We start from the raw sequence: 22,307 nt of genomic DNA, 5'->3' as shown, positions 1-22,307 counted from the left end.
AGTTAATGACGATCATATTAAACAATAATACATACAAGTACGAAACAGAAGCAACCGTCAAGCTTTTCATACCGGCTGTCAGGTTTGAGTTTCTCTCCGATGAGAGAAATTCAGACGGTGACATCATCATGACGAGGATCAAGCACTGCCGTAAAAACGTGTACTACTACGCGTACATAAGAGAAAACGGCCGTGTAATGAGAAGTTCATGCACCGCACCGGCTGAAAGCTTTGACGAAAAGGACGGAGAATTTATCATCTGCAGGCTTCTGTTTCTTTTACTGTGCAGATTCTATAACACGAAGCCGCAGTGGGGACTGCTTACCGGCATTCGTCCTGTGCGAAAGATAAATGTCATGCTTGAAAACGGCATGAATGAGGAACAGGTGCGTAAGGAGTTTACCGGAAAGTATTTCGTTTCGGAGAAGAAGACTGATATTGCCTGGCGTACAGCCATGGTACAGCATCCGCTTCTGCCGGAATTTGATAAAAAGACAGTCAGCATCTACATTTCGATACCGTTCTGTCCGACGCGCTGCAGCTACTGTTCATTCGTCTCCCACTCGATGGACAGTGCGTACAAGCTTATTCCGGACTATCTTGACTATCTTTGTAAGGAACTTGAAATACTCGGTGAAATAGTTGATGAGTATGGACTTAAGATCGATACCGTTTACTACGGCGGCGGCACTCCGACTTCCATATCTGCCGATGAACTAGGAAAGATCATGCGGAAAACAGCAGAGTGCTTCGATCTTTCGCAGGTACGTGAATACAATGTTGAAGCAGGACGCGCTGATACTATAACTGAAGAAAAGCTTGCCGTTATAAAGGAAATGGGTGCAACGAGGATCTCGGTCAATCCGCAGACACTCAACAACGACGTGCTCCGTGTGATAGGACGAAAGGGGACAGCCGAAGAAGTGCTCGAAGCCTTTGCACTTGCGCGGAAACTTGGCTTTGACAACATCAACATGGACCTTATAGCCGGACTTCCGACCGACACTTTCGAAAGCTTCAGGGACACACTTGATCGTATAATCGCTCTTGATCCGGACGGAATAACGGTTCACGCCCTTACACTTAAAAGATCAGCCGGACTCTATCAGACCGGCCATGAAAACATATCCAATCCGGCGACACGCATGGCTGACTACGCTGTAAGTGAACTTATCGCTCACGGATATGATCCGTACTACATGTACCGTCAGAAAAACACCATCGACGGTCTTGAAAACATCGGCTACGCGAAGCCGGGCAAGGGATCGCTCTACAACATTTTCATAATGGACGAGACACAGACCATACTCGGAGCAGGATGTGCGGCATCCACGAAGCTCGTTGATGTGAACAACTCGATAAGCAGGGTAATGAACTACAAGTTCCCTTATGAGTACATCAGAAGATTTGACGAGCTTATGAAGAAGAAAGACGAAATACGGAATTTTTTTGAATGAAATGTTTCCGGTATATACGCTGATAATTTGGAGGAACAATGATCACTAAAAATCAGATCGCTGAAATGGAAATCACAGGCATCACAAACGAGGGAAGCGGTGTAGGCAGGCTTGATGGCATGGCCGTATTTGTACCGCAGACTGCCGCAGGTGATGTCATAAAGGTTCAGATAGTAAAAGTACTCAAAAGCTACGCTTACGGTATTGTAAAGGAAATAATAACTCCTTCTCCTGCAAGAAAGGAACCGGACTGCCCTGTATTCAGACAGTGCGGCGGATGCTCTTTCAGACACATAAACTACGAAGAGGAACTCAGGGTAAAGAGTGACTTTGTAAGCGACAGCTTTAAGCGTCTCGGCGGTTTTGACATAGAATGCGAACCGATCCTCGGATGCAGTGAGATAAACGGTTACCGCAACAAGGCCCAGTATCCTGTTGCCATGCAGGACGGAAAGGCAGTGTGCGGATTCTACGCAAACCGCAGTCACCGTGTCATCCCGTACACAGCCTGCAGACTTCAGCCGGTCATCTTTAAGAAGATCGTTGACCATATAATGAAGTTTATAAACGACAACAAGATACCTGCCTACGACGAAACAACGGGAAGGGGACTTATCCGTCACATCTACATCAGAAAAGGTTTCCACAGCGGCGAGATCATGGTCTGTCTTGTTTCAAAAACAAAGTCGGCTGCAAAACTTATGGAACAGATGATAGCTGAAACCGGTTTCCTCGCAAAATTTCCTGACATAAAAAGCGTAGTGGTAAATGTAAATCCGGACAATACAAACGTAATACTCGGTGAGAACAATATAACCGTTTACGGAAGCGACTGCATTGAAGACGTTATGTGCGGAAACAGGATCACACTGTCACCGATGTCCTTCTATCAGGTCAACACCGAACAGGCAGAAAAACTGTACGGCATTGCTGCAGAATTTGCTGACCTGAAAGGAAACGAAGAACTCTTCGACCTCTACTGCGGAGCGGGTACTATCGGCCTTTCCATGGCAGACCGCGTAAGTCATCTGACCGGTGTCGAGGTAGTTGAGCAGGCCGTGGAAAATGCGAAGGCTAACGCAGCGACAAACGGTGTGACCAATGCAGACTTCATCTGCGGCGACGCAGGCGAAATAGCCGACCGCCTTCAGAAGGAAGGCAGAAAACCTGACGTGATCATAGTCGATCCTCCGCGCAAAGGCTGTGATGGACTTACCCTCGATGCGATCGTAAAAATGGCTCCGGAAAAGATAGTAATGATCTCATGCAACCCGGCAACAGCAGCAAGGGACTGTAAGATCCTCTGCAGTGAGGAGAACGGGTATAAACTCAAAAGAGTAAAGGGCATAGATCTCTTCCCGGGCACATTTCATTGTGAAAGCTGCGTGCTCTTAGAGCGGTGAGCAACCGAAAAGCAGATTTCTATGTGAAGATGGAGAATTACTATCGGATCAAAGTTGAAGTATGAGAAAAGATGATGAAAGGAGTAAAAACAAATGGAATATATAGGACCTGTTTTTTTCGGATTACTTTTAGCAGTTTTTCATGTACTGGAACTGATGGTCGTAACTAAATCAATAAAAACACTGATTTTATGCAGAAAAAAAGTTGATGCTGAGGTAACGTCCGTAACAGAGGAAGTCCATGAACATAAAGATTCAAAAACTGGCAGAGTACAATATTCATATAGCTACAGAGTTACTTTTAAATATGAATATAATGGTCAGACTTATGAGTCATGCGGTACCAGCCGTTATCGCTATGAAAAAAATATGGAAACTACTATAAAAATTAATCCGCATAAACCGACAGACATTTGTTTAAGAGGTGAACTTAAAAGCCTTTTAACGGTATCGTTATTTATACCGATTCTGGTGATGTTTGACTGTTTTTATGTAATGGTCGTTTTTTATTCTTATTAAACAAAAAAGTGATAAATTATAGCGAACTTTATAATAAAAGCCCCTGTTTATAGGGTTTTACAAATAATGGTATAAGTGGGATATTATCAGGTGTTGAATATCTGAATTACGATTTTTTATGTTACTGGAGAAGAATAAAATGAAAAAGACTGCAGGAATAGTGCTGTTGTCTATAGGCTTAATTATAGCCTTAGCAGGAACAGTAACGTTGTTAAGTGCTAATGCAACATCCGGATCAGGAATATCGATAATAGGTGGTGCAGATGGACCGACAGCTATTTTTTTAGCAGGAAAGATCGGTGTACCATTGCTTTGTGCAATAATAGCTGGTATTGTTCTTACTGTAATAGGGGTATTTGTATTACTGAAAAAGAAAAAATCTAAATAAATACGGGGAGTGATAATTTTGGATTCGGAAAAAAGGTATTACTTAAAAGCCGGTTAGAGGAATTAAATAGTATAAAAACAGTTTGGTATTTGATCTGAAATGTGTTATACTAATACTGTGTATTAATTAAGGAACGGAAGGAGAGACTGACACATGAAGGTATTCAATACCACGGCAGTTTGTACACCGGAAGAAAACTATATGGTGGACATATCAGACAGGGTAAGGGAGATCAAAAAACTTGTAGACGGAAAAAAGTATTTTACAGTAAACAGAGCGCGTCAGTACGGAAAGACGACAACACTTACTGCTCTTGATAAGTATTTGTCTGATGAGTATGATGTGATAAGTCTTGATTTTCAGGATCTGACTGAAGGAATGTACCAAAGCGAGAGCACCTTTGTAAAGGGGCTTGCGGCAGTGATCTGTGATACTCATGATGCGGTTGAGATTCCTGTCCCTGATGAAATATACAAAGATCTGAAAGAGCTGTCAGCTGTACAGTCAGACCTTGTATTAAGTGACATATTCCGCATTTTTGATAAATGGTGCAGGAAGAATCCAAAACAGCTTGTTCTTATTATAGATGAAGTTGATCAGGCATCCGACAGTCAGATATTTCTTGATTTTCTCGGAAAGCTTCGTTCTAATTATCTTAAAAGGCAGAAAATTTCGAAATATAAAACATTTCATTCAGTTATTCTTGCAGGAGTCACCGACGTTAAACATCTGAAAAGCAGTATAAGACCTGACGATGACGGCAGAGAAAACAGTCCGTGGAACATCTCGGCAGATTTTGATATAGACATGAGTCTGTCGGAAAGCGGAATAAAAGGAATGCTTGATGAATACGAGACAGATCATCATACCGGAATGGACACGGCATATATTGCGAAGCTTATACACGACCAGACGAGCGGATATCCGTTTCTTGTAAGCCGTATCTGTCAGCTGATCGATGAAAAGATATGTAAGGACATATCTCCGTCAGAAGCGTGGACGAAGGAAGGCTTTCTGACTGCTGTCAAAATGCTGATTTCAGAGAATAATACCCTGTTTCAGACGATGACCAAAAATCTGAAGCTGTACCCAAAGCTAAAATCAGCACTCCGCAGTATCCTTATGGACGGTATAACGTTATCATACATCTCTGACCAGGAAGATATAGCGTGCATGGAGATGTACGGCCTGATCAGAAATGACGGCAATAAAGTGAAAGTAGCAAACCGTATATTTGAAACACGTCTTTATAATCTGTTCACATCGGAAGAAGAATGGAAAGCTTTTTATAATCGAAATGAAGATATGGCGGGGACCGCGGTATAATGCCGAAGGCGAACAGCAGATATGTGAGTATCTAGATTACTTTGGTCTTGAAAAAGGATATATGCTGAGTTTTAATTTCAATAAAGATAAGGAACAGGGAGTAAAGGAAATAAATATTCACGGAAAGAAACTTATAGAGGCTACGGTCTGAAAAAACAATGGCTGCTGCGCAGCAATTATAATAGTATGCCGAAGGCATACCGATTTGTCAAGTACTTTTATCAGAATCTATCGTCTGATAGTAAAGTATTGTTACTATTCACGACCTAATTTTCCCAGTACAAAAGAAAACAACACCACTGGACCGGTTTTATTACCGGCCTGGTGGTGCTGTATTTTTTATTATTCACATTCAGCAAATATTTCTTCGACAGTATATGGGTTACCATCACATAATCTTGTTAATGCATCATATTCGTTGATTCCATTTCTTCGGCATGTTTCAATGTATGTACGAATCATTGCATAGTTATTTGCTGTTTTTGAAGATGCGAACTGACCTGACACCTTCATTTTTGTTTTCGTCCCACGTAGTGCTCGTTCTGAGAGATTATTTGTTGTAGGCAGACTGAAATCATATACCCAGGCGAAGTAATTGCTGCGATATTTTATGATTCTGCGTATCAGAGCGCGTTCCGGACCGCCTGAATATTTTGATGTATTCGCTTCTGCCAGCGTTTCTGCTCTTTGCAGAAGTTCTGTAAGCTTGCTTTCAAAATTTTCAAGATATCCATCATCAAATCGTGTTGTTCCTGCTTGTATCAGATTCTTTCGGTCTTTTATCGTTGCTGATATCAATGCTTTTATTTCAAGCAGTACTTCATGATTGGTTTCATCTGCAAGTTTCTGAAGATCGCGCTGCAAATGTGCATTACACTCAATATTTATGAACACAAAACGTTCATTGTAATTGATGCTGTTATGATCATGCATAACAGATGTTTCAGCAGAAAGATTTTCAAGTATTCCATCCAGAAGAATTCCGTTCATATCTTTGTTTTCATGGGCTGCAAAGAACGCGATTCTTTCGTCTCCGTAAAATCTCAGGCAGATTCTTTTGGTATCGGCGTAAACCACGGTATCATCCCAGTAAATGAGCAGTCTTTTAAGTAACTCCCTTCGCAAATCATTATGAAAAACTGCCAGTGCTTTGGCGGCTCTGGCCTGTACTTTAGCTACATACCCTTCACTCGGACTGATCTCTCCGTTTGTTATGCCCTGAAAGAATACAGGAACCTTATTTATTGACGAATTCATAATATTCAGCAAAACAAGTATCATTGCCTGTACGTTTGCTCCATATCTTACTTTCGTTCTTTTTTCAGGTGCCGTTCTGCTGATCACCAGGGTCCCGCAATTCTTACATTTGTAGACGTAATACTTATGCTTCACCCTCTTTACTTTAACTTCTACTTCTATTTCATAGCGATTTTCTGTTTTTCCGGTATATTCAAACTCATCTTTTTTGCATTTCGGACAACAGTCATCTTCAGTTAAACAATGTTCCGTTATATCAGTTATTGCTTCTTCTGCAGGTGGTTCAAGCTCTGATCTTTTATGCCCTGTTTGGCCTCCTTTGGAATTATCGGTTTCTTCTCTGCTGTTTGGTCTTGCTTTTGATTTCCCGATTGGTGTCTGCGATGTAGGCAGAGATGTATTGGTTCCATCTCTGTCCTGTACCGCTTTCATATGCCGGATCTCGGCTTTAAGTGTTTCTATTATGGTGTCTTTCTCGTCAAGTGCTTTTTGATATTCTTCGTCCTTCTTAGCAAGCTTTTTTTGATACTCACAGAACAAATCATAGTTTTCCTGTCTTAATTTACAGATTGTATCTATCTTTTCATCAAGCTCTTTGGTGTGATTTTCGCATTCAATTACAAGCTGTTCATACCAGATATCGCGTACTTTCTTCACTGCATTTTTTGATGACCGAACTTGTCTGCAAAGCTGTTTTATCCGCCTCTGATATCCAAGATATATGAGATGATGATTATGCTGCAGTTTTTTATATCTCTCACCATTTTCAAATTCTTTTACCAGACGTTTAAGTCTTTTATTTTCATATTGTAATGATGTATTGATAAAAAACTGCCTGTTCATAGCTTGCTTCCTGTTCTGTTTTATTTCTGTTCCAGCGCTCTTTCTGCTGATTCCTTTATGTTCAGTAAGTGATTTTTAAGAATAGCATTTTGTTTTTCAAGTTCGCTGATTCTTTTATCTTTCTGTATACTTTCTTCTTTTAGTTTTTTTATGATTTCCTTGTAATCCGGTTCTGCTGTTACCTTCGTTTCAACAGTATTGCTATTTGATTCTGATTTAGCCTTTCGTCCCGGCTTTCCTGTAGACGGTATCAGTTCTCCCGTTACCGGATCTTCCACTCCAAGATACTTGCGTATTGGTCTTGATTGTTTGGTTACAGGGTCGTAGTGTGATGTTGATTCATAAAGAACCACTCTTCCGGTTTTCTTATCTGTGTAGCGTACAATCGACATGATTTCAGCTTCCTTTCTACACTTGGTACTTATTATTATATCACATACCAACGAAAATGTCAATAGTTTTATTGGTATCTATTTAAACAAATACCACTATGCTTTTTTGTACTTTTTTTACGTAAAAAAACAGTGCTGAAAACATCGCATTTTCAATGTTTTCAGCACCATTATCATTTTTCTATTTTACATTATTTGGCCGTGAATAGTAACAAAGTATTCTGAATGTTTTACAAATCCTAATTTTTCAGCTATTTTTTGTGATGCTGTATTATTTGCATCACACGACCAGACAGGGCGCTTGTGCTTTTCAAAACAAAATTGAATCATTTTTTCTGCTGCAGCCAGCCCAAGTCCCATGTGACGAAAATCTGAAACTGTTTCAATTCCGATGTCAATTTCATCTCTGCTTACAGCAGCCGAAAAAGCCCATGAAACAGCTCCTTTCTGATGCATGACACAATAACCCATCCCATGATTCAAAAATTCAGAAGCATCTCTCCAGGAAAAACGAGGTGTAATACGTCCCTGTAAGTTATTAAACATATCCTCATTGAATTGACATATCTCGTAATCTGGGCTTAGTTCACTGCTAATAATAGGATTATCCAGAGGATATTCAAAATTATATCGCTTTCCGAGTACAATATCATGCTTGTTTCGGAAAAATTCAATAACTCTCGTATTTGCTGAGAACAGTATAAAACGTCTTGGCAGATCATTGCATGGGCTTAAAAACATATTGTAAATCGCTTCAAGAAAGCAGTTGCTGCAAGAACCATAAAGGAAAGCGAATCCGCTATAGTGCCAGATCAAAACAGAATCATCATCTTTGTAGATGTCTCCATACTGATTCATTTCTGCAATTGAGAGCGGATAAACTGTGCCGCACGGTGTTTTTTCTATTTGCTGTATGATACTTTGGTATGATGTTGGATTCAGCTTTTCCATATGTCTTTCCTCATGAGTTTTAAATTATGCGAGTGGTTTTGCAGATTGTTTACATTACCAATTATACTATAACTATTCGTTATTTTCAATCAGAAATAGTACGCCGAAGGCGTACCGAATAAATGGATGCGCCTGTGGCGCGATAGAAAAATCTGCTCATGGCTGAGCAGATTTGAACAGTGGCAGTTAAGAAAAGTTTATACATATATTTTAAAATGTAGAATAGTAAAGCTAACGAAATAATTTACTGACAACTGAAAATCAAATAGAATTCTTGTTCCATTTCACTAACTTGCTTATAATGCTAAAAAGCAGTCAAATTACCATGCGTAAATCTAAATGCGTACGATTTTCGTAAAACAATTAAAAATAATACCTTTAACAAGTAAGAATGTTCCATTTACATATTTCCTGTTGTGTATTATGATTAATAATACAATGTTTGAGTGTATCTGCTAGATACACAGAAAGGACTACATAATGAACAATGTATTAAAAAAAATCTCTGCAATTGCTATGGCTATGACACTTATCGCAGCTGGAACTGCAATTGACAAAAACAACAATTCAGTTGCACTACAGAACACGGTTCATGCAGTTGCTAATCCGTCATGCCCTAATCATAATCAGCATATTGAATTAGTAGCTACCGTTACTACACCAAACTATACAGAAACGGAAACAAAATATTATATTGAAGATTGGGTTCGATTTGAAACCACATATTATAATACTGTGAAAATTTACAGGTGCCGTGTTTGTAACCAAACATTTAATAAAGTAACCAAGCACAAGGTAAAAACAAAGATGATAATATTGTAATAAACTGAAACGTTCAATAGGTTTGATAATATTAATTATTAAGTTCCCTAACATTTTAAATTGATGTTAGGGAGCTTTTGATTTTCCTTGAAATAGAATTGTGTCAATGTCCTGATAATGACACAACGAATGTGGTATAATAATCTTAAGTAGATTCACTTACGTGAAATAATTTGTTTTTGTTGATTCTTATATACTATCTGACAAGAGTTAAAGAGCTTAGCGTGGTATAATGATGATACCAAAACAAATTCAGGAGGTTCAGCATGGATAAAGTAAATATTTTTGATAAGGTAATGAATATCATTGATGAAAATATCAGAAAAAATTTCACTGAAATCAAAGAAGAGATTTATGCTGTATCTGGTTATTCAGAAATGCAGTTTACCAAGGCAATATCAATTTTCTCTAACGGAGTTGACACGCTACGTACTTATTTTAAAAAGAGGAAAGCTTATTTTGCTGCCAAAGAACTTGTGGATTACCCAGAAAAACCTATTGCTGAAATCGCACTGGAGTATGGTTATGCAGATCAGCCAAAGTTTACAAATGAAATGAAAAGATATTACAAGCATACCCCTAAAGATATCAGAACAAACCAAATCAGACTTGAGGACAATAGATTTCGTTTATCTAATTTTAAGGCTCCTTCTGAAACAATAGGGAAAAGACTTCAGGATGCAATTGATGGGATGATTAATGAAAATACATTTTCAGAAGATGATTATTCCCGAATAATTCACGAAACTTCGGAACGCTGTGAAAAATTATGAATTTCTAAAAATCAATTTTCAAAAGTGAAAATTCGGAATATTTGCCACTATAAAACAGTTCGAGATGGTACACCTATCCTGTAAATATATTTTTTTTTGATTTTTCGATTTTCAAAATACTTGGTTTTCCACAACTATTCATTCAGCTGTACATAAAGCTGTTGAATATTGATATACGTTTCTATAATATCGCTCTTGTGTACGCAATTGCTGCAGAACTTAAAGTATTTGTATCTGGACTTGCATACAATTTTTCCTGCTACTTTGAATATAGCCATACGTATAGTATTGGCATTACAGTTTCTAAGTCTTTTACTCAAGGCAAATCTTCTAAACAGATTGAAGATGTTGTATGCAAGCGCATGGATAAGAAATCGGTTAGCGTTTACAGTCATCGACTTACTGCTGACATGTCGGAATCCAAATTCGTTCTTACCTTCCTTGATGAAGTTTTCCATAGCACCGCGTTTACAGTATGCATTGATGAGCTGCTGCGCTTCGCTTTTCATTGAAGTAACAACAAAGGTGTACATGTAAATCATCTGGCCGTATGGTTTTTCAATTTTGAAAACAACACGTCTCGGGTGTTTCCACGAGGAAGCCTGATATTCGAATTCTCCGTATGTACATGCATAGTCAAGCGAATTCAAATCTACAGCTGTTTTCAAATCTTTAAGTTTAGCTTCTGCGAGCTGTCTGAGTACATTATTTTCCTTCAGCCTGATTACATAGCTGATACCATACTTTTCACAAAGATCATATATTTCCGGAGCGGCAAAACCGCTGTCTCCTCTGAGCATACAGTTCATATCAGGATATGATTCAGTATACTCTTTGAATATTGGTTCAAGAAAATCTGCAGCATCTTTACTGCAGTATTTTGATCCTTCGCGTAATTCAGCTCCAATGAGGTCTTTGGTTAATGCATCATAGCATAGTAATGGATGATATCCAACGTTCTGATAATGAAAGTTGAAGGCTGTGCCTTCCTGATTCCCATAAGTATCAAGCAATGTTGAATCCAAGTCAAAGACTATGAATTCAGGTCTTTTAATTGCATAAGCTATTCTTCTTAACTCAGTCAGTATACAGTTAAGCTGCTTGATTGTAGTTCCATCTGCGCGGCTGAAAAATCTTGACATTGATGACTGTGAAGCAATGCGATCCTTGTTTAGGGAAGTTGTGAGAACATGTTCATGAGCAAGCTCATTAGCATCGTAATCGTTGTAGTATGAAAGAAAAATCTGTGAAATTGCCTGATGAAGATTATCTGCGTCAGTGTGAAATCTAACAGCGGAATCTTTTGTTTTAAACAGCTGAAACAGCTTTTTTATACCTGTTACATGCATGAATTCTTCTATCAAAAGGGCACCGGAATCTGACGTTAAATCGCCACCATCGAAATTAAATTTCACAGAACTATTGAATTTAAATGAAAAATCGCTTATACTATTAATCATGAGAGCTTCTCCTTTGTTATTTTGTTGTTTGGCGATTTCAATTATAACAAATTTGAAGCTCTTTTTCTATACCATAGCTTCACTTTTTAGGTGAAACATGAAAAACTTTTTAAATTACATGATTATGTGGCTGAAAAGAGTTTCTTTATGCCGCGATGAATAATTCAGGTTATTTTTTTGAATTTATCAGAGCAACTGATGAATATGGTTTTGATACATCAACATGTCTCGCTATTTCAGAGGTGTCTGAAAAGATAGGAGTTCCTTTCGGAATTCTTCTGAATCAATGCTTTATTACAATGATAGAGTATCAAAGTGATAATAACTACATTGATTTTAAGACTGAAAAAGCAATAGAATGTGGTATTACACCTGAAGAACTTGATGAAATCTGTGAGGAATTCGGCTGTGAATACTATAACGTAAACCCTATAATGGCTGAGATGCATAAAAAAGGTGTTGATCATTTAACACTTGGTTAATTTACAAACACTTAAGCATTGAAAGGCGGTAATAATGATGCTAAAGAATCCATTTGCTTTGCGTAACGAACAGATAATAATGATTGAAGATGTCCCTCTTGAAGAAAGAGGACTTGATTGTAATTGTATTTGTCCTGCCTGCAGAGAACCATTTATAGCCCGTATGGGAGAGATAAAAGTTCATCACTTTGCCCACAGCGGAAAAGGCTGTAATGAACTTAATGCGTACATGATGGGCTTGTATATGATTGTGGATGAGTATATTAAAAAAGGAAATCCAGTCCTTCTTCCAGCGATTAATATAATCTATCAGAAATCTGAGTATTCATTTATTACCGAAGAAAACATCTATGATAAAATAAGAATCACTTCTGAAGACGTTAATGGTTCAAATGTAATCAACTGTACTTCAAGAAAGCTGATCGTTTTTGAAGAATCAGAAATCATAAGTAATGATGGCAAACCGGAAGCAATTATTGCTTCCTGGCATGACCACAAACTTGCTATAAGAATTACTCCACCTGATACGGCCTGTGCATACGGGAAAGTATCGAGATATAAGGATTATTCAACGCTTGAATTAAATCTTAGCGGTGAAGGCACGAGAATCCAGGAATGTACTAAGGAAAAGCTTTTTGAATATCTCCGCAGAAACGAAAGAATTTATAACTGGCTTTATAATGCACATGTGGAAGAACAGTTTCCTTTAATAATAGAACGTTCAAAAATTTACTATAATGAACAGCAGGAGAAAATACGAATAAGGAACGAAAAAATAGCACAGGAAGTCAGAGAACGTGCGTTGCATGAGAAAATGGAACAGGAAAAACGTGAGCGTGAAAGATTAGAACGACTTAAAGCGGCACAGGAAAAGGCTGCAAAAGAAGCACGTGAGCGCGCAATCAGAATTAATCAGGAAAAAGCAGCAAGACAAGAAAGATTCAAGAACTCATTCCGTACTGAGCGGCTTAAGAATCCGGACAGAATTATCAATTACTGGGTGAATGATATTCAAAAAAGAGATCCTGGAAGAGATGAAATAGGTTGTATTGTTTGCGGTAAAGATAAGCTGCTTGAAGAATTTATGTCTACAGGAATCATTAGCAATGTATTTACCGGAATGTGTATTGATTGTTATGAAGAAATTTCATCAGCGCATCTAGAGAATCTGTGGGAAAACATATATGATTAATTCGAGGAGGCGATATAATTGTTTAAAGCTCTTGATGAAAATAAAAATGAGATTTCAATTGAAAAAGCGGCGGGTACTGAAAAATACTTTTGTCCGGTTTGTCATGGTGCTCTGGTAGTAAAAGCAAAGAAATCAGAAACTATTACGGCTCATTTCGCTCATAAAAGCCGTAAAGAATGTGATACATTTTCACATGATATGTCTGAATGGCATAAAGCCTGGCAAAATAAGTTCCCTTTGAAGAATCAAGAAGTACCTCTACCTTTCGAGAATCCGTGTCATAGAGCTGATGTTCTGGCATACGGGTATGTAATAGAATTTCAACATTCGCCTTTATCAGCCGAAGAATTTGATGAACGAAATAAGTTTTATACTTCAATCGGTAAAAAGGTAATTTGGGTATTTGATGTGAATGAAAAATATAATTCCAAGTGTTTTTCAAAAGTGGAACCAGAATATATATTTGATGGATACCGATATGAAAACGGAGAACAAAAGAACAATTGGATCATAAAAGAATATAGAGTTGCTACTGCTTTTCATGCCATTTTCGGTTCTCCTGACGCATGTGACTCCAATGGTATCGAGTATTTATATGACTGCAATGACAAGTTTTCGTCTAAAAAAACATATGAATGGAAATGGAAAAGGCCTTTAAAGACGTTTATTCACTATAACCCTGCTGTGGATAAAAATGTTACTGTTTTTCTTGAATTCTATCCTGGAAAACTTGAAAAAGTTATCTGGTGTGATGATGAAATAGACAGTGATGTTGCTTCGTATATTGCTGAAGATCTTCATGGAAATGGAGAGAAATATGATGCTACTTCACAAGCTTTGTACCTTGAATATCGAGACGCTATAGCTCAGAGATCCTGTTTCAAAGCTTTTTCGGCAACTGAATATTCAGTTAGTGATTTTCTTTTGGAAATTAAAAATAAGTTCCTGTAAACGAGAAGAAAATTTTATATCGTACAGCGCGAAAACAGAACTTTTATTTTCTGTTGACTGATTCGTAAAAATAAAGTATAATAATAATTAATAACAAGGCAAAATGCACGAAAGTGTATGACGCAAAGCTATAGGGACTGTGGGGTGTCAGCCAGCTGCAATATTTATACGGACTATTAGCACCTCTTTTATGGGGTGCTTTTTGTTAGCGGTTTAGACATTGCAAATTCGTTTATTGGGAGGGATAACCATGCCACGTAAAAAACGAAAAAATATAGAAGCTATGAAGAATAGTAATGGCATTTATGAGGTGTTTTACAAGCAGGTTGAAAAAATTAACGATTCAGAGAAATTTGATTGCTCCAAACCTGGATACAGAGAAAAAATCAAATCGTTATGTAGCACAGTTTATGATGAGCAGGCTGAAAAAAAAGCGAATGGAATATCAGCAGAATTGTCCAGATGAACGTTGGTTTGAAAAATACAAGGATATGAAAATTGATGCTCCTTATCGAAACAGAAGAATCAAAGCTGAACTGGAAATTCTGATCGGGATTACTGAAAAGTTTGAGGACAAGTATCCAGACTTTAGTATTGAGCGAGAATTATGTGGATTCTTTTCATCTACACTGACAAGAACTCCTGAAACTATAGATAGTCAGTGCCATTTAACCTTAGCTGCTTCAATCTTTATATTAGATTCTCTACTGAAATCAAATAATTATGACCGAGCAGTTTACTTCATTCCCCATGATGAAAGAATTAGCAGTGTTGATCTTCCAGACAAATTTCAGGATGCTGTTTTCTCGAATGATGTTATAAAAGGAGTAATGTATCTGATAAAAAATCGTCACGGTTCTACAGAAACATTCTGGACACCTGAAACAGTTAATATTACATGTGATAAATCTGATTTCTGTGAGTACGGAAGCTACATAAAAGACACTGATGACGTTGAAGATTATATTTCTCTTTCTGATGAATATTATCAGGATGCTGAAAGTTTATCTGACAGTCAGCGATATTATGCGCTGATTTCTTTTATTCGTCCGGAAATAATTGAACGTGCAGTAAACAGAATACATAACTTCAGTTTCGATTTTTTTGATATCATATTGGAAAAAGTTGCAGAGTGCAAACAAAAAAGCAGAGAACTAATACCAAAAATAAAAAAGGAAATAGCTGTTCTTGAACAAATTAGCAGTAAACCTGACAAAGATATTGTCCAGAATAGTATTCTTTTTTATAAACCTGAAAATAGATTTGCAGAAGATGACGATTATGATAAATTCGAAGAAGACGAAATATCACGGATTAATTCGAAAATTGACGCTTACTTCGAAGAACTTGAAAGACTTAAGTACCAGCGAATAAAATCATGCTATGAAATTTATGCATCGATGGCTGTGGTTATACAGAAGACAGAAGAAAAACGTGTCAGAAAATTCGGCATAAATAATCCTTATGAGATTATATTTGCATTTCTTTATCTCATTGATATAGGTGATGATCTTGCATGGATTCCTCAAGTTCCAGATTGTATATGTGGATATGCTTCGCAACTGCTCCCTTGGTTTGCACTGCGAAATGATGAAATGTACGATCTTCTGGATGAATCTTTTTGTACAGAATCTTTGGATGAAAAGAATGGAAAAAACATATCAGAAACCGAGAATTTATATGATGATGACAAGAATTATGAAGCAGATTATGATTTAAAATATAACGACGCATACATTTGGCACCGTGTCGGGCTAGATATTCAGCAGGATAAATTAGATCCTCGTAACATTGCTCAGATACTCTATTCTGATTCGTATATTGTTCCGCCAAGATTTATGAGCAGAAAATTTGAAACAGTCGAAGCGTTTATTGATTCAGGATTTAGCCCTGAAGAAGCAGAAACCCTCCGATTTTATAAAGGATTAATACGATCAGCAACTGCCAAATATGATTTTCATAATGTACTGTACACTGAAGAAAGAATCAACGCCCAGAAAGCTGAAGATAAAATTAAACCATCTGTAAAGGAACTAAGCGATATTATTGCCCTCAAGAATAAAGAAATTGAGGAGCTTAACAGTAAACTGTACTCATCAGGAAAAGAAGTCGAAAAGCTTAATGAAACGATCAGAAAGATGAAGGAGCAGTCTTCCGAGGAAAGCCAAGAACTTTATGAACTTCGTGAACTGATTTACAAACTTCAGAATGACAGCGAAAATGATTCTGATACTGAGGAAACAGGTGTAACATTCCCATATAAAACTGCTGAAAGAGTAGTTGTTTATGGCGGACACGCTACATGGCTGAAAGTGATTGTGAAGTTGCTTCCGAATGTAAAGTTTATTGATCCTTATGATACACCGGATGTTAATCTTATAAGAAATGCTGATGTTGTATGGATGCAGACAAATGCAATGCCACATAACAAGTACAGTAAGATAATGGAGATAGTCAGATCAAAGAAGATACCTGTAAAGTATTTTGAATATGCAAGTGCTGAGAAATGCGCCGTTCAGCTTGCTCAGTATGATAAAATGAAGATGGCTTCTAATTTGTAGTAAAAAAGACAGAAATTCTATTGAATTAATGAAACGATTATTAGCAGGAGGAATCAAGTTATGAAAAACGCAGAAAAAGAAATACCTCGTCCATCTATCAAGCAGGTTGAAAAATATCTTCGTGACTGGGACAAGGCAGATGATATGCAAAACTATTATCTTCAGGAAAAAGCACTTGATAAGTTATTCAAGGATTTTTGTCCTGAAAACAAAGATCTGTCAGAAATTCTTTTAAAGGTTGCAACTCTGAATGATTTTTACAGCACTAATATTTATTCTGTAAATTCAGTTGCGAAGCATATCTTATCACTAAATATTGATAAGCGTCTTAATAAGGCTGATATGACATTAGTCTCAAATTTACAGAAAGTTACTGTGAAAGAAGGTGTTGTGAAGAATTTCTATTCTTTTGCAACAAAGTACTGTAGCCATCATTCTCCTTTGGAATATCCTATTTACGATATCTATGTTGAAAAGGTTTTGTGTTATTTTCGAGATCATCATGAGTTTTTTACGTTCAAGAAAAAGGATCTGAAAAACTATGAGATGTTCAAGAAAGTCATTGTCGAGTTCAGGAAATATTACCGCCTTGAAAAATTTGATCTTAAGGAAATCGACAAATATTTATGGCAGCTTGGGAAAAAGTATTTTCCAAAGGATTACTCTAAGAAAAGTAAAAACGAGTAAGTAAAGTGATAGTATAGATTAGGTTTGAGTGAATCCCTGACAATTCGTGTTGCCAGGGATTCTTTGATAATTCACATTTAAATTTGAATAAAATCATAACCACTCATTAAACGTAAAAATGTTATAGTTCTATTGAAAATTTGATGAAATTATGTTATAATAAATGATATGGTTATGTGCAAATTTACCTAAATTGATTTGCTGACTTTCAATGTCCTGACAATAGGACTATGAATTATGATACGATATAACCAAGGGGTATTATTAATGATTTTTAAATCGCCATATTACGGCGTTGAAAGGGGTATGTAATGTCTAAACTAAACATTGATCAGAAAATAATCAAAGACTTATTCAGTGACAAAAAATCGGATTTCTTGATTCCGGATTATCAGCGTCCTTATGCCTGGGGAGAAAAAGAATGTCAGACATTATGGGATGACATATTTGCTTTTGCTTTTCCGGAGGATGACTGTGATAAATTTGACAGTGATAACGATGAGTATTTCCTTGGACCAGTTGTAACTTTTAAAAACGAAGAAGGAAAAATGGAAATCATAGATGGTCAGCAGCGTTTAACAACGTTAATGCTGTTACTCAGAGCGTTCTACGCAAAATTCGGAAACATGCAGAGTGATAAAGCAATTAAAACTGCAAAGATTATTTCACAGTGTCTCTGGAAAACAGATGAGTTCGGTGAACCTGATAAGGCGAAGCTTAAGATTAACTCAGAAGTAGCTACAGATAATGATAAGCAGGAATTTCTTGATATATTGAGGACGGGAACGGTAAGTGATAATAATAAGAGCGTATACGCTAAGAACTATCGTTTCTTCCAGAAGCAAATCAGCGACTTCATTAATGGTTATCCTGACTTTTTCTCTTTCTTACCAATCAGAATTCTGAATAACTGTGTTTTGCTTCCGATTGAAGCTGAGTCTCAGGATACAGCTCTTCGTATTTTCTCAACTCTTAATGACAGAGGTAAACCGCTTTCAGATGCTGATATTTTCAAAGCGCAGTTCTATAAGTATTATTCATCTTTAGGTAAAAAAGATGAATTCATTAAGAGATGGAAAGATCTCGAAGTTCTCTGTAACGACATATATCATCCGATTTCCGGAACACCTATGGATGAAGCATTCACAAGATATATGTACTATGAACGTGCAAAAGCAGGAGTTAAATCTTCTACAACTGAAGCGTTACGAAAGTTTTACGAGAGAAATAATTATGCTTTGCTCAAAAAAGAAGAAACTTTTGAGAATTTGATCGATCTCGCAAACTTCTGGAATGACGTTGCTAAACAGGATGATCAGCGCTTCTCGGATAGAATTTTACGTCGCCTGTTTGTTTTAAACTATGCTCCAAATGGTATGTGGACGTATATTGTTTCGGTTTATTATCTGGTGAACAGAGATCAGAATGGCATTCTTGAAGATGAAAAGTTTTATGCTTTTCTGAATCGTATAACTGCATTTATCTGGGCATATGCTGTTGTTAATCCGGGCGTTAATGCTCTAAGAACACCTGTTTATGCCGAGATGATTAAAATCATAAATAATGAAACAGTAGATTTTTCTGATTATTGTTTTGAGACGGCAAATACAAGAAACAAGTTCGATAACTACGCTTTTGGAAATACAAGAGCGATTACAAAATCAATGCTTGTATGGTGGGCATTTAATGATAACGCTCAGCAGCTTATTGATATAAATACTGTTTATGAGATCGAACATATTTACGCAAGAAAGAGAAATGAAAACGAACCTTTGAAAGATAGTAATAATATTGAAAGTCTCGGAAACAAGGCGATTCTTGAAAAAAGAATCAATATTAGAGCGTCTGATTATAAGTTTTCAGATAAGAAGAAATATTACGTCGGTTTTGTAAACAGTAAAGGACAGCAGAAAGAAGCAAGTAAAGTACATGAGCTTGTTGTTCTCGGTAACAAAGCAGATTACGACTTTACTGAATCAGAAATTGTATCAAGATATAATCTGATAATGGATACGTTTATGGAATATCTTAAATCAAATGATTTATTGAAATAAGGAGTTTAAAGATGGCAAAGGCTAAAGCTGTTAAAGAAGTCAGCATGGAAGAGGCGTTATGGAAATCAGCAGATAAGCTTCGTGGTTCAGTTGAACCCGCTGAGTACAAGCATGTTGTTCTTAGTCTTTTCTTTTTGAAGTTTGCAAGTGATAAATTTGTTAAGCAGAGAAATTCAATCATAGAAAAGTATGGGGAAAAGTTTGCAGACAACATTGCGTTCTATACCAAGGACAATGTTTTTTATTTACCTGAAGAAAGCAGATGGTCATATATTATTTCTCAGGCAAAGCAGGATGATATCGCATTAAAAATTGATACTGCACTTTTCACTATAGAAAAGAACAATCCGGCATTAAAGGGTGCGTTACCGGATAACTATTATTCACGTCTGCATATTGATACAACCAAACTTGCCTCACTGCTTGACGAGGTAAATAAAATCAATACTGACGATGAAGAGAATGATATCATCGGACGAGTATATGAATATTTCCTTGGAAAGTTTGCTCTTGCAGAAGGTAAAGGCAAGGGAGAATTCTATACCCCTAAATGTATCGTTAATCTTATTGCAGAACTTATTGAACCGTATGACGGAATACTTTACGACCCGTGCTGTGGTTCAGGTGGTATGTTTGTTCAGTCAATCAAGTTCGTTGAAGCACATAGCGGTAATAAAAAGAAAGTGTCTATCTACGGACAGGAATATACCAATACAACTTTCAAGCTTGCCAAGATGAATCTTGCTATCAGAGGAATATCAGCTAACCTTGGTGAAATGGCTGCGAATACATTTACTAACGACCAGCACAAAGATTTGAAAGCTGATTATATTATGGCGAATCCGCCTTTCAATCAGAAAGAATGGAGAGCAGATACAGAACTTATTGATGATCCGCGCTGGAACGGTTATGAAGTTCCGCCGACAAGCAATGCAAACTATGGCTGGATATTGAACATAGTATCGAAGTTATCTCAGAATGGTGTTGCAGGTTTCCTTCTTGCTAACGGTGCTTTATCTGATGATGGTACAGAGCTGAAAATCAGACAGCAGCTTATTGAGAACAATCTTGTTGAAACTATCATTATTCTTCCGAGAAACCTTTTCTATACTACAGATATAAGCGTTACTTTGTGGGTGCTTAACAAAAATAAAAAAGCCTGTGACGTTGAAAAGAACGGCGAGACTGTTCATTATCGTGACCGTGAACGTGAAATTCTGTTTATGGATCTACGCCAGATGGGTAGTCCGTTTGAGAAAAAATACATTGAACTGACAGAGGAAGACCGAGCAAAGGTTACGGCGACTTATCATGCATGGCAGCAGAAAGGATATGAAGAAACATATCAGAATATCCCTGAATTTTGTTACAGTGCTTCTTATGATGAGGTTGCTGAAAAAGGGTTTACCCTTGTTCCAAGCCGTTACATCGAATTTGTGAACCGTGATGAGAATATTGACTTTGATACAAAGATGAAGAGTTTGCAGTCTGAACTTAAAGAATTGCTTGTCGAAGAAGAAAAATCAAAGGCTGATCTGCTTGAAGTGTTTAGGGAGTTGGGGTATGGAATCGAGTTATAAACTTCTTGGCGATTATATTAGACCAGTTGATATAAGAAATAAGGATTTGAAAATTTCTAATCTTCTTGGAGTAAGTATTGGAAAATGTTTTATTCCTTCAATAGCAAATACAGTTGGTACAGATTTTTCGAATTATAAAATTGTGAAACAAGGACAATTCGCATATGGTCCTGTTACGTCAAGAAATGGTGAGAAAATATCTATTGCTTTGCTCAAAGGAGAAGACTGCATAATATCAAGTTCATATACAGTTTTCGAAGTGACACGTAAAGAAGAACTTGATCCGGAATATCTTATGCTTTGGTTTAGCCGTCCTGAGTTCGATAGATATGCAAGATACCGTTCTCATGGAAGTGTAAGAGAAATCTTTGATTGGGATGAAATGTGTGCAGTTGAACTCCCGGTTCTTAATATTGAAAAACAGAGAAAAATCGTAAAAGCATATAAGACGATTTCAGATAGAATCGCTTTGAAACAGCGGTTAAATGATAATTTAGAAGCAACAGCACAGGCGATTTTTCAAGAGCGATTTGCCTCTTTCTACAGCTACGACGATTTACCTGCCGGGTACAGTATTGTGAATCTGGACAGCCTTTGCACAATTAAAGGTGGAAAACGTCTTCCGACTGACTGCGAACTGCTTGATACACCAACAGAGCATCCTTATATTCGTGTACGTGATGTTGGTAATAGCCGATATATATGTTTGACCAATCAGTTCCAATATATTGATGAATATACGCACTCAGCAATCTCCAGATATACTGTTGATACGAATGATATAGTTATCTCCATTGTCGGTACAATAGGATTACTTGGTAAAGTGCATCATTCTCTTGATAAAGCAAATCTTACAGAAAATTGTGTAAAACTTACTGATGTACATACTATCACGCCAGACTACTTGTATTATACACTGTGCTACAAAAAGCAAATAAAAGAAATTGAATTATTGACTGTTGGGGCGGTTCAAGCAAAGTTGCCCATGTATAATATCCAATCAATGAAAATACTTGTTCCTCCAGCAGGGATTATGGATAAATTTCAGATGGATATGGAAGTTTTCAATACTCAAATTGAAGCAAATACAATTGAAATACAGAGGTTGTACGATTTGCAGAACCTTTTGCTTGCAAAATTATCCGATTAAGCTTCTAAATTATCATTTAGCACCGATCTATGCTATAATTATAGAAATATGGCATAGAT

The 22,307-nt window shown here is 37.0% G+C and carries 20 protein-coding genes and 1 riboswitch; of the genes, 16 read left to right on the top strand and 4 right to left on the bottom strand.

Annotated features, from left to right (window positions below):
* Positions 1-5 precede the first annotated feature (5 nt).
* The 5 genes from hemZ to CC97_RS01840 all read left to right on the top strand — a co-directional run bounded on the left by hemZ (position 6) and on the right by CC97_RS01840 (position 5,093).
* Positions 6-1,457, top strand: a complete 1,452-nt coding sequence (gene hemZ, locus CC97_RS01860) for a coproporphyrinogen dehydrogenase HemZ (RefSeq protein WP_044973473.1) — start codon at positions 6-8, stop codon at positions 1,455-1,457.
* 38 nt (positions 1,458-1,495) lie between these two features.
* Positions 1,496-2,860: a 23S rRNA (uracil(1939)-C(5))-methyltransferase RlmD gene (gene rlmD / locus CC97_RS01855; protein WP_049962617.1), complete on the top strand. Its 1,365-nt coding sequence runs from the start codon at positions 1,496-1,498 to the stop codon at positions 2,858-2,860.
* A 93-nt stretch (positions 2,861-2,953) separates the two neighbouring features.
* Positions 2,954-3,379: a DUF3592 domain-containing protein gene (locus CC97_RS01850; RefSeq protein WP_044973472.1), complete on the top strand. Its 426-nt coding sequence runs from the start codon at positions 2,954-2,956 to the stop codon at positions 3,377-3,379.
* A gap of 139 nt (positions 3,380-3,518) precedes the next feature.
* Positions 3,519-3,767 (top strand): hypothetical protein, encoded by a 249-nt coding sequence (locus tag CC97_RS01845; protein ID WP_044973471.1) that lies wholly within the window; start codon positions 3,519-3,521, stop codon positions 3,765-3,767.
* 153 nt (positions 3,768-3,920) lie between these two features.
* Entirely contained in the window at positions 3,921-5,093 is a 1,173-nt protein-coding gene (locus CC97_RS01840; protein WP_049962616.1) for an ATP-binding protein, read from the top strand.
* A 342-nt stretch (positions 5,094-5,435) separates the two neighbouring features.
* Here the strand turns inward: CC97_RS01840 and CC97_RS01835 are convergent, their stop codons facing one another.
* The 3 genes from CC97_RS01835 to CC97_RS18440 all read right to left on the bottom strand — a co-directional run bounded on the left by CC97_RS01835 (position 5,436) and on the right by CC97_RS18440 (position 8,536).
* Positions 5,436-7,193, bottom strand: coding sequence for a transposase (locus CC97_RS01835; RefSeq protein ID WP_044973470.1), 1,758 nt, complete (start codon positions 7,191-7,193; stop codon positions 5,436-5,438).
* 20 nt (positions 7,194-7,213) lie between these two features.
* A complete protein-coding gene (locus tag CC97_RS01830) occupies positions 7,214-7,585 on the bottom strand; it encodes a hypothetical protein (RefSeq protein ID WP_044973469.1) in 372 nt (123 codons plus the stop codon).
* 186 nt (positions 7,586-7,771) lie between these two features.
* On the bottom strand, positions 7,772-8,536 hold the full coding sequence (locus CC97_RS18440) for a GNAT family N-acetyltransferase (RefSeq protein ID WP_049962614.1): 765 nt from the start codon (positions 8,534-8,536) through the stop codon (positions 7,772-7,774).
* A gap of 480 nt (positions 8,537-9,016) precedes the next feature.
* Here CC97_RS18440 and CC97_RS01820 point away from each other — a divergent pair, with 480 nt between their 5' ends.
* Together CC97_RS01820 and CC97_RS01815 are read left to right on the top strand one after the other, a co-directional pair.
* A complete protein-coding gene (locus CC97_RS01820) occupies positions 9,017-9,358 on the top strand; it encodes a hypothetical protein (protein WP_044973468.1) in 342 nt (113 codons plus the stop codon).
* A 266-nt stretch (positions 9,359-9,624) separates the two neighbouring features.
* Positions 9,625-10,131, top strand: a complete 507-nt coding sequence (locus CC97_RS01815) for an AraC family transcriptional regulator (RefSeq protein WP_044973467.1) — start codon at positions 9,625-9,627, stop codon at positions 10,129-10,131.
* 134 nt (positions 10,132-10,265) lie between these two features.
* Here the strand turns inward: CC97_RS01815 and CC97_RS01810 are convergent, their stop codons facing one another.
* The gene (locus tag CC97_RS01810; RefSeq protein ID WP_044973808.1) at positions 10,266-11,588 is read right to left on the bottom strand and encodes an IS1380 family transposase; all 1,323 of its coding nucleotides are present in this window, start codon (positions 11,586-11,588) and stop codon (positions 10,266-10,268) included.
* 158 nt (positions 11,589-11,746) lie between these two features.
* Here CC97_RS01810 and CC97_RS01805 point away from each other — a divergent pair, with 158 nt between their 5' ends.
* The 9 genes from CC97_RS01805 to CC97_RS19425 all read left to right on the top strand — a co-directional run bounded on the left by CC97_RS01805 (position 11,747) and on the right by CC97_RS19425 (position 22,248).
* Positions 11,747-12,073: a hypothetical protein gene (locus CC97_RS01805; protein ID WP_044973466.1), complete on the top strand. Its 327-nt coding sequence runs from the start codon at positions 11,747-11,749 to the stop codon at positions 12,071-12,073.
* A gap of 34 nt (positions 12,074-12,107) precedes the next feature.
* A complete protein-coding gene (locus CC97_RS01800; RefSeq protein WP_156036735.1) occupies positions 12,108-13,265 on the top strand; it encodes a hypothetical protein in 1,158 nt (385 codons plus the stop codon).
* A gap of 18 nt (positions 13,266-13,283) precedes the next feature.
* Complete coding sequence (locus CC97_RS18435; protein WP_049962613.1) at positions 13,284-14,216, top strand: competence protein CoiA family protein; 933 nt, start codon at positions 13,284-13,286, stop codon at positions 14,214-14,216.
* A gap of 87 nt (positions 14,217-14,303) precedes the next feature.
* Positions 14,304-14,379: riboswitch (cyclic di-GMP riboswitch) on the top strand.
* Positions 14,380-14,466: 87 nt separating this feature from the next.
* Positions 14,467-14,682: a hypothetical protein gene (locus CC97_RS01790; protein WP_044973464.1), complete on the top strand. Its 216-nt coding sequence runs from the start codon at positions 14,467-14,469 to the stop codon at positions 14,680-14,682.
* 364 nt (positions 14,683-15,046) lie between these two features.
* Complete coding sequence (locus CC97_RS01785; RefSeq protein WP_197021802.1) at positions 15,047-16,777, top strand: hypothetical protein; 1,731 nt, start codon at positions 15,047-15,049, stop codon at positions 16,775-16,777.
* A gap of 60 nt (positions 16,778-16,837) precedes the next feature.
* Complete coding sequence (locus tag CC97_RS01780) at positions 16,838-17,464, top strand: hypothetical protein (protein ID WP_044973462.1); 627 nt, start codon at positions 16,838-16,840, stop codon at positions 17,462-17,464.
* A gap of 311 nt (positions 17,465-17,775) precedes the next feature.
* Complete coding sequence (locus tag CC97_RS01775) at positions 17,776-19,518, top strand: DUF262 domain-containing protein (RefSeq protein WP_044973461.1); 1,743 nt, start codon at positions 17,776-17,778, stop codon at positions 19,516-19,518.
* An 11-nt stretch (positions 19,519-19,529) separates the two neighbouring features.
* A complete protein-coding gene (locus CC97_RS01770) occupies positions 19,530-21,098 on the top strand; it encodes a class I SAM-dependent DNA methyltransferase (protein WP_044973460.1) in 1,569 nt (522 codons plus the stop codon).
* Positions 21,082-22,248, top strand: a complete 1,167-nt coding sequence (locus CC97_RS19425; RefSeq protein ID WP_081849939.1) for a restriction endonuclease subunit S — start codon at positions 21,082-21,084, stop codon at positions 22,246-22,248. The genes CC97_RS01770 and CC97_RS19425 overlap by 17 nt, the downstream gene beginning before the upstream one ends.
* Positions 22,249-22,307: the final 59 nt, after the last annotated feature.

Source organism: Ruminococcus sp. HUN007, assembly GCF_000712055.1.
In the GTDB taxonomy this organism is placed as follows: Bacteria; Bacillota; Clostridia; order Oscillospirales; family Ruminococcaceae; genus HUN007.
The sequence above is the reverse complement of the archived record's forward strand: the minus strand, read 5'-3'. Positions and strand labels throughout refer to the sequence as shown.

What these genes read in the sequence shown, in the direction of transcription:
- hemZ (WP_044973473.1), top strand. Translation starts at nt 6, where the DNA reads ATGACGATCATATTAAACAATAATACATACAAGTACGAAACAGAAGCA.
- rlmD (WP_049962617.1), top strand. Translation starts at nt 1,496, where the DNA reads ATGATCACTAAAAATCAGATCGCTGAAATGGAAATCACAGGCATCACA.
- CC97_RS01850 (WP_044973472.1), top strand. Translation starts at nt 2,954, where the DNA reads ATGGAATATATAGGACCTGTTTTTTTCGGATTACTTTTAGCAGTTTTT.
- CC97_RS01845 (WP_044973471.1), top strand. Translation starts at nt 3,519, where the DNA reads ATGAAAAAGACTGCAGGAATAGTGCTGTTGTCTATAGGCTTAATTATA.
- CC97_RS01840 (WP_049962616.1), top strand. Translation starts at nt 3,921, where the DNA reads ATGAAGGTATTCAATACCACGGCAGTTTGTACACCGGAAGAAAACTAT.
- CC97_RS01835 (WP_044973470.1), bottom strand. Translation starts at nt 7,193, where the DNA reads ATGAACAGGCAGTTTTTTATCAATACATCATTACAATATGAAAATAAA.
- CC97_RS01830 (WP_044973469.1), bottom strand. Translation starts at nt 7,585, where the DNA reads ATGTCGATTGTACGCTACACAGATAAGAAAACCGGAAGAGTGGTTCTT.
- CC97_RS18440 (WP_049962614.1), bottom strand. Translation starts at nt 8,536, where the DNA reads ATGGAAAAGCTGAATCCAACATCATACCAAAGTATCATACAGCAAATA.
- CC97_RS01820 (WP_044973468.1), top strand. Translation starts at nt 9,017, where the DNA reads ATGAACAATGTATTAAAAAAAATCTCTGCAATTGCTATGGCTATGACA.
- CC97_RS01815 (WP_044973467.1), top strand. Translation starts at nt 9,625, where the DNA reads ATGGATAAAGTAAATATTTTTGATAAGGTAATGAATATCATTGATGAA.
- CC97_RS01805 (WP_044973466.1), top strand. Translation starts at nt 11,747, where the DNA reads ATGAATAATTCAGGTTATTTTTTTGAATTTATCAGAGCAACTGATGAA.
- CC97_RS01800 (WP_156036735.1), top strand. Translation starts at nt 12,108, where the DNA reads ATGATGCTAAAGAATCCATTTGCTTTGCGTAACGAACAGATAATAATG.
- CC97_RS01790 (WP_044973464.1), top strand. Translation starts at nt 14,467, where the DNA reads ATGCCACGTAAAAAACGAAAAAATATAGAAGCTATGAAGAATAGTAAT.
- CC97_RS01785 (WP_197021802.1), top strand. Translation starts at nt 15,047, where the DNA reads ATGTATCTGATAAAAAATCGTCACGGTTCTACAGAAACATTCTGGACA.
- CC97_RS01780 (WP_044973462.1), top strand. Translation starts at nt 16,838, where the DNA reads ATGAAAAACGCAGAAAAAGAAATACCTCGTCCATCTATCAAGCAGGTT.
- CC97_RS01775 (WP_044973461.1), top strand. Translation starts at nt 17,776, where the DNA reads ATGTCTAAACTAAACATTGATCAGAAAATAATCAAAGACTTATTCAGT.
- CC97_RS01770 (WP_044973460.1), top strand. Translation starts at nt 19,530, where the DNA reads ATGGCAAAGGCTAAAGCTGTTAAAGAAGTCAGCATGGAAGAGGCGTTA.
- CC97_RS19425 (WP_081849939.1), top strand. Translation starts at nt 21,082, where the DNA reads ATGGAATCGAGTTATAAACTTCTTGGCGATTATATTAGACCAGTTGAT.